This window comes from Sinomonas sp. G460-2, assembly GCF_047759905.1.
Classification (GTDB): domain Bacteria; phylum Actinomycetota; class Actinomycetes; order Actinomycetales; family Micrococcaceae; genus Sinomonas.
Genome location: NZ_JBKZWT010000214.1, coordinates 1 through 6392, shown reverse-complemented (window position 1 = coordinate 6392; position 6392 = coordinate 1). Strand labels below are relative to the sequence as shown.

The window sequence follows — 6392 nt, the reverse complement described above, 5'->3', positions numbered from 1 at the left end:
CCCCATGGAGGGGCGCGCGCAGTTCCTCTAAGGGAGCGCTTCATTGCGCGGTCACGTCCGCAGGGTCAGGACCCCGCGGACGTGACGGCGCAACGGGACGGGCCTACCCTCGAAGCATGAGCGGACTCGACGTGCTCGACGACGCGCGGCTCGCGGCCGAGCTCGAAAGGCTGCCGGACTGGCGGCACCGCGCGGGCGGGCTCGCGACGGTCTACAAGCTTCCATCATCGGCGGCCGCGCTCGCGTTCATTGCCGCCGTGGGCGAGATCGCGGAGGACCTCGTCCACCACCCAGACCTCGACTGGCGTTATCGCCGCGTCTACGTGCGCTTCAGCACGCACGACGCCGGGGGAGCGGTTACGGCGAAGGACGTCGACGCCGCCCACCGCACGACGCTCAGGGCCGCGGCGCTCGACGCCGTGGCCGAGCCCGAGCGGTATCCCGAGTCGCTCAGCCCTTGAGCACCCGGGTGAGATCGGCGACGTCGCGCTTCTCCCGGCGCCGTTCGACGAGCTTCGTGATGATGACGGAGACGACGACGCCGAGCACCATGGGGACGACCCAGGGCATCCACGTGAGCCCGGTCAGGTAGCCGGTTCCCGCCGCGATGAGCACGATCCACGCGAAGCACCCGACCACGACGCCGAGCGCCACGGGGAGCATGATCCCGTACTTCCCGTGCCGCCGATCCGCCGCCCAGAGGGCGAAGCCGCATCCGGCCGTCACGATGACGTCGATGACGAGCGACCAGACTGTGTCCATCCTTGCTCCGTCAGAGGGCGCCGAAGCCCACGCGGCGCTGCTCCTGGGCCCCGAGCTCGACGTACCCGATCACGCCGGCGGGAACGATCACCTGGCGTCCCTTCTCGTCCTCGAGGCGGAGCTCCTTCTGGCCAGAGATGGCCTCGGCCACGAGCTTCGCGACGGCGTCCGCGTCCTGCGAGGACTCGAGCACGATCTCGCGGCCGACGTTCTGGATGCCGATCTTGATTTCCACGTGGGTCTCCCTTTGCTGCGTCGAACGAAGAATGCCGTGGCTCGCCGCGCTCAAGGCGGCGAGCCCTCTCTATGTGTACCTTAGGCCTCTTTGGGGAATCGAGAGATTCCGCGCCAAGCCAAACGCGACACGAGATCGCTCGCGGCGTCGATCGGCAGATCGCCCGAGGTTTCGAGCCAGTACCGTGCGCTCACCTGGGCCATGCCGGCGAGCCCGCGGCCCAATAGTTGCGCCTCGACCATGGGCAGCTTCGTGTCCGCGGCGATGACTCGCGCGATGGCCTCGGCGAACCCCTTGTTGAACGTCTCGAGCCGGGATGCGACGTCGGGATCGTTCACGAGGTCGGATTCGAACACGAGGCGATGGGCCTTGTCGTCCTTCGCAATGAACTCGTAGTACGCGCGCATGACGGCGCGGACGCGCTCGCGGTTGTCCGTCGTCGAGCCGAGGGCGGCCTTCATGAGACCGGAAAGCGTGGCGAGATGGCTGTCGAGGAGCGCGAGGTACAGGTCACGCTTCGAGGGGAAGTGCTGATAGAGCACGGGCTTCGAGACCTGCGCCGTCTCGGCGATATCATCCATCGCGGCGCCGTGATAGCCGTTGGCCGCGAAGACCTCGAGGGCGGCGTTGAGAAGCTGCGCCCTGCGTTCGTCCCTCGGAAGGCGCGGAGACCTCACTGCCCCCGCGCGAGGTTCGGTGCCCACAGCTCCACCTTTCTCCTGACCGTTCGCCCCACGCGGGCGAGCGGTACTTTTTACTTTACCCGCGAGTCATATGGCGGGCGCATTCACAACGCGCCGGGCATAGGCTGGATTCATGTCCCCCACCATTGCGCAGACCACGCTCCCGCCGCTTGTCGAGCCGGGCGAACCGCTGACGCCGGACGAAGTGCAGCGCTACTCGCGGCACGTGATCATTCCCGAGATCGGCGATCTTGGTCAGCGGCGGCTCAAGAACGCGAAGGTCCTCGTGATCGGTGCCGGTGGCCTCGGCTCGCCCGCCCTCCTGTACCTCGCCGCGGCTGGCGTGGGGACCCTGGGCGTCGTCGACGACGATGCCGTCGAGCTGAGCAATCTCCAACGCCAGGTCATCCACGGCGTGTCCGACGTGGGGCGCCCGAAGGCCCACTCCGCGCGGGACGCGGTCCGCGAGCTCAATCCGCTCGTCGACGTGCGGCTCCACGAGGTCTACCTCGATGCTGGCAACGCCCTCGAGATCTTCGCCGACTATGACCTCATCCTCGATGGGACCGACAACTTCGCGACGCGGTATCTCGTGAACGACGCCGCGGCGATCCTCGGCAAGCCCTATGTGTGGGGGTCGATATTCCGCTTCGACGGCCAGGTGAGCGTCTTCTGGGAGAAGCACGGGCCCACCTACCGCGACCTGTACCCCGAGGCGCCGCCCGCCGGGTCCGTGCCCTCGTGCGGCGAGGGCGGGGTCTACGGCATGCTGTGCGCGACGATCGGCGCGTCGATGGTGACGGAGGCAGTGAAGCTCATCACCGGCGTCGGCCGCACCCTGCTGGGGCGCGTGCAGCTGTACGACGCGCTCAGCGCGACCTGGCGCGAGCTCAAGGTGTCCAAGGACCCCGACGCCGAGCCCATCACGGAGCTCATGGACTATGAGGCATTCTGCGGCGTCGCGCCGGCGCCGGCACCCACAGGGGGGCGGACCGTCACCGCGGTACAGCTCGCCCAGATGCTGCGCGAACGGGACGCAGGGCTCGCGGACTTCGAGCTCATCGACGTCCGCGAGCCTGGCGAGTTCGCGATGGTGAGCATCCCCGGCGCACGCCTCATCCCGCAGGGGCGACTGCTCTCGGGGGAGGCGTGGGACGAGGTGCCCCGGGACAAGGACGTCGTGTTCCACTGCAAGGTCGGCGGGCGCTCGGCGAACGTGCTCGCCGCCGCGGAGGCGGCGGGCTTCACGGCCGTGCGGCACCTCGAGGGCGGTGTCCTCGCGTGGGTGCGGGACGTCGAGCCGGACAAACCGACGTACTAATCGGACGACGGCGGCGGGTCGGCTTCGGGGGCCCGTCACCCTGCGAAGGTCTACTGACCGTCCCTTGTGCGGCACGGCCGTCCCTGGGAGGCATGACCGTTGCTTGTGCTGGACGGTTATGCCCCTTGGGGACGGTCCTGAGGCAAAGGGGACGGTCTTGAAGCGAACGGGACGGTCCTGAAGCGAACCGGACGGTCGTGAAGCTCGGGCGAGACCTCAGCCGGCGCGCGAGTGGTCGACCGGGCAGTCCTCGGCGCTCGCGGGGTTCGGGTGCGCCGGGTCCTGGGGGACCGGTTCGGGGGACTCGCCGTCGCCGAGCGTCTCGGCCACGACGGACGGGAGCTCGACGCTGATGCCGTACAGGGCGTCGAGCGCTGCGAGGTATTCGGCCTCGCGACCCTGTGCCGCGAGCTCGCGGGCGCGGACCGTCGGGGTGTGGAGGAGCTGCTTGACCATGCGCCGCATCGCGAACTCGACCTCTTCGGCCGCCGCCGTGCAGCCGTGCCGGGCGCGCACCTTCTCGATCTCGGCGTCGAGCACCGCCATCGTGTGCCGGCGCAGCGCGACGATCGCGGCGTCTGCCTGGCGCGCCTGCCGCTGGGATTCGAAGTCGAACGCGGCCGCGCTCACGATCCGGCTCGCCTCGGCGAGGGCCTCTGCCTGCTCTTGGGGTGCCGCGAGGCGGACGGACTCGAGCGTGACGAGCTCCACGCCGTCGAGCGAGCCGACGGCGGGATCGAAGTCGTGGGTGAGCGCGAGGTCGATCACGATGAGCTGCTGGGGAGAGTCACTGCGGATGGCCTCGAGCTCCACGGCCTCCATCGCGTTCGTCGAGCCGCTGCAGCCGATCAGGACGTCCGCTCGCGCGATCGCGCCGGGGAGCTCCTCGGGCGTGAGGGCCGCCCCGCCGCGGGCCGCCGCGAACTCCTCCGCCCGGCCCGAGGACGAGTAGACCTCGACGTGGGTGCAACCACGCTCGCGGAGCAGGGCCATGGTCGCGCCCGCGTAGGCGCCCGTGCCGAACAGCACGGCGCGCTTGGCGGACCAGTCGGGGATTTCCGCGAGGTCGGTCGCGAGATCGAGCGCGACCGAGACGATCGAGAGGCCGCGGCTGCCGAGCGCGGTCTGCGTCCCGACGTCCTTCGCGGTGCGGGACGCGGCCTGGAACAGCCGCACGAGGGAGGGGCTCGCGGTGCCGTCCTCCTGGGCCGAGATGAGCGCTCGGCGCACCTGCCCGGCGATCTCGCGCTCGCCGACGACCGCGGAGTCGAGGCCCGAGCTCACGGCGAAGAGGTGGCGCGCCACGTCCGCTCCCTCGTGGGTCCGGAACGCGTCCGAGACGGTGTGCTCAGGGAGGCCGCTTCGGTGGCTGATCTCCGCGACGACCGTGGAGCGCGCCGCTTCGAAGTCTTCGGGGGCCGGGGCCTCGGCGTAGATCTCGTATCGGTTGCACGTCGAGAGCACGACGGCGCCGCTCAGGGCGGGCGAATGCGAGGCCGAAGAGGCCACGGCGGCAGCGCCGTTGCTCAGAAGGGCAACGGTTTCCAGGTTCAGATCGGCGTGTGTCGCCACCATCGAGAAAACAACCACAGCGCGACCATCATAGCTTTTCGATCCGCTGTAGAACACGAAGACTTGCGCGGCCCCCGGTTCTTGGCGATGTGACAGCCTGTCAGCATCGACCCTTGCCCCCTCTGAGAGAATCGCCGTATGACTCTCAGCCCTGACCACCCCCTCAAGGACGGCCGGACGGCACAGTCTCCGCTCATTGCGGCGTACCGCGGCGCGCGACCGAGCCAGCATCCGATCTGGTTCATGCGCCAGGCCGGCCGCTCGCTCCCCGAATACCGCAAGGCGCGCGAGGGTGTGGGCATGCTCGAGGCCTGCCTCAGACCCGAACTCGCGGCCGAGATCACGGTTCAGCCCGTTCGTCGGCACGGGGTGGACGCGGGAATCTTCTTCTCCGATATCGTGATTCCGCTCAAGCTCGCGGGCGTTGGCGTCGAGATCGTGTCCGGCGTGGGGCCTGTGCTCGACCGCCCCATCCGCACGGCCGAGGACGTCGCCGCGCTGCCGCGGATCGAGGACTCGATGTTCGAGCCGATCCGTGAGGCTGTGCGCCTCACCGTCAACGAGCTCGGCAACACTCCGCTCATCGGCTTCGCGGGCGCGCCGTTCACCGTCGCCGCCTACATGGTCGAGGGCCGCCCGTCGCGCGACCACCTCGGCCCCCGCACGATGCTGCACGGGGATCCCTCGACGTGGCAGGCGCTCATGGAGTGGACGGCGGACGCGTCGGGTCGCTTCCTGCGCGCCCAGATCGAGGCCGGCGCATCGGCCGGACAGCTCTTCGATTCGTGGGCCGGGTCCCTCGGCCTCGAGGACTATCGCCGCAGCGCCGCGCCCTATTCGTCCCGCGCCCTCGACCACGTCCGCGACCTCGGGGCGCCGCTCGTCCACTTCGGCACCGGCACGTCCGAGCTCCTCGGCGCGATGTACGAGGTCGGGGTCGACGCGATCGGCGTCGACTACCGGCTCCCCATCCAGGAGGCCAACCGCCGGCTCGGCGGCCGCGTGGTGCTGCAGGGCAACATCGACCCGGCCCTCCTCGCGGCCCCGTGGAACGTCCTCGAGTCCCACGTCCGCGACGTGGTCCGCCACGGCGCGTCCGCGCCGGGGCACGTGATCAACCTCGGCCACGGAGTTCCGCCCGAGACGGATCCGGGCGTGCTCACGCGGCTCGTCGAGCTCGTCCACTCGATCTAGGCCGGGGGAATGGGCGCAGCACCACCAGCAGACGGTTCCCAGGGCGCACCGCCGCGCGCCGTCGTCGTCGGCGGGGGGATCTCCGGGCTGTGTGCCGCGCTTGAGCTGCGCCGCGCCGGCCTCGACGTGACGGTCCTCGAGGCGAGCGACCGCTGGGGCGGATGCCTCGGCGTGCACGAGGTCGCGGGGCTCGCACTCGACAGCGGGGCCGAGTCGTTCGCGACGCGCACCGACGCCGTGCGGGCGCTGCTCGAGGAACTCGGGCTCGGCGGGGACGTCGTCGCGCCGCACCCGTCCGGCGCGTGGGTCCAGCTGCCCGGCGGCGCCGAGGAGCTTCCGAAGGCGGGCGTGCTGGGCATCCCGTCGAATCCGTGGGATCCCGAGGTCCGCTCGGTCCTGGGGCTGTGGGGCGCGGTCCGCGCGTCGTTCGATCTCTTCCTTCCGGTGCCAGCGCCGCGCGCCGAGGCGAGCGTCGCTGACGTGGTGCGGGCGCGGATGGGAAGGCGCGTCCTCGGGCGCCTCGTCACTCCCGTGGTGGGCGGAATTCACTCTGCGGACCCGGCGCTGCTCGACATTGACATGGTTGCCCCCGGCCTGCGCGCTCTCATGACCGAGCACGGCTCGC

At 70.3% G+C, this 6392-nt stretch carries 8 protein-coding genes; 4 read left to right on the top strand and 4 right to left on the bottom strand.

All coding sequences use genetic code 11. The annotated features are described in order from the left end of the window. Window positions 1–116 precede the first annotated feature (116 nt). On the top strand, window positions 117–461 hold the full coding sequence (locus ACLN58_RS16190) for a 4a-hydroxytetrahydrobiopterin dehydratase (protein ID WP_415856284.1): 345 nt from the start codon (window positions 117–119) through the stop codon (window positions 459–461). Here the strand turns inward: ACLN58_RS16190 and ACLN58_RS16185 are convergent. The 3 genes from ACLN58_RS16185 to ACLN58_RS16175 form a co-directional block, all read right to left on the bottom strand. Then, a complete protein-coding gene (locus ACLN58_RS16185; protein ID WP_415856283.1) occupies window positions 451–762 on the bottom strand; it encodes a hypothetical protein in 312 nt (103 codons plus the stop codon). The two genes, ACLN58_RS16190 and ACLN58_RS16185, sit on opposite strands and share 11 nt — an antisense overlap. Before the next feature lie 10 nt (window positions 763–772). Continuing rightward, entirely contained in the window at window positions 773–997 is a 225-nt protein-coding gene (locus ACLN58_RS16180) for a DUF3107 domain-containing protein (RefSeq protein ID WP_415856282.1), read from the bottom strand. An 80-nt stretch (window positions 998–1077) separates the two neighbouring features. Continuing rightward, on the bottom strand, window positions 1078–1701 hold the full coding sequence (locus tag ACLN58_RS16175) for a TetR/AcrR family transcriptional regulator (RefSeq protein WP_415856281.1): 624 nt from the start codon (window positions 1699–1701) through the stop codon (window positions 1078–1080). Between the two features lie 112 nt (window positions 1702–1813). Here ACLN58_RS16175 and moeB point away from each other — a divergent pair, with 112 nt between their 5' ends. Then, window positions 1814–3001: a molybdopterin-synthase adenylyltransferase MoeB gene (gene moeB / locus ACLN58_RS16170; protein ID WP_415856280.1), complete on the top strand. Its 1188-nt coding sequence runs from the start codon at window positions 1814–1816 to the stop codon at window positions 2999–3001. Between the two features lie 216 nt (window positions 3002–3217). Here the strand turns inward: moeB and ACLN58_RS16165 are convergent, their stop codons facing one another. Continuing rightward, window positions 3218–4591 carry a glutamyl-tRNA reductase gene (locus ACLN58_RS16165; protein ID WP_415856279.1) on the bottom strand — a complete coding sequence of 458 codons (1374 nt, stop codon included), beginning with the start codon at window positions 4589–4591 and terminating at the stop codon, window positions 3218–3220. A gap of 120 nt (window positions 4592–4711) precedes the next feature. Here ACLN58_RS16165 and hemE point away from each other — a divergent pair, with 120 nt between their 5' ends. Both hemE and ACLN58_RS16155 read left to right on the top strand, forming a co-directional pair. Continuing rightward, the gene (hemE, locus tag ACLN58_RS16160) at window positions 4712–5767 is read left to right on the top strand and encodes a uroporphyrinogen decarboxylase (RefSeq protein ID WP_415856278.1); all 1056 of its coding nucleotides are present in this window, start codon (window positions 4712–4714) and stop codon (window positions 5765–5767) included. Window positions 5768–5776: 9 nt separating this feature from the next. Further along, on the top strand, window positions 5777–6392 hold a 616-nt coding region (locus ACLN58_RS16155; protein ID WP_415856277.1), incomplete at its 3' end, for a protoporphyrinogen/coproporphyrinogen oxidase.

Coding starts and splice junctions, on each gene's coding strand:
- ACLN58_RS16190 (WP_415856284.1), top strand. CDS start 117: ATGAGCGGACTCGACGTGCTCGACGACGCGCGGCTCGCGGCCGAGCTC.
- ACLN58_RS16185 (WP_415856283.1), bottom strand. CDS start 762: ATGGACACAGTCTGGTCGCTCGTCATCGACGTCATCGTGACGGCCGGA.
- moeB (WP_415856280.1), top strand. CDS start 1,814: ATGTCCCCCACCATTGCGCAGACCACGCTCCCGCCGCTTGTCGAGCCG.
- hemE (WP_415856278.1), top strand. CDS start 4,712: ATGACTCTCAGCCCTGACCACCCCCTCAAGGACGGCCGGACGGCACAG.